The 241-nt window shown below is 40.7% G+C and carries 1 protein-coding gene; it reads left to right on the top strand.

Annotated features, from left to right (window positions below):
• On the top strand, positions 1 to 220 hold a 220-nt coding region (locus tag ACTHSP_RS24025; RefSeq protein WP_440347228.1), incomplete at its 5' end, for a hypothetical protein.
• Positions 221 to 241: the final 21 nt, after the last annotated feature.

Here is a 241-nt window from a genome sequence, read left to right as displayed (position 1 = left end):
AAGCGGATTCAGCCTAAACGGCACTCGTGGGGATTCCCTAAAAAAAGCCATACCGACAGGTGTGGCTTTTCCCTTTCCAAGTAAAGACTTTCGTAAAGATTTCCGGCCGTCTGAAAAAACCACATATTCATGCATCAAACACACTCAATTAAGATTGACAAAAGCCAATCTCCTCTTTAAAATCCATAACTTTCTATATATATCTGGATTCCAACCATGAAAACCTTCTCTGCAAAACCCC

Source organism: Neisseria sp. P0001.S005 (assembly GCF_051963715.1).
Note: the sequence above shows the minus strand (reverse complement) of the source record. Positions and strands in the feature narration are given on the sequence as shown.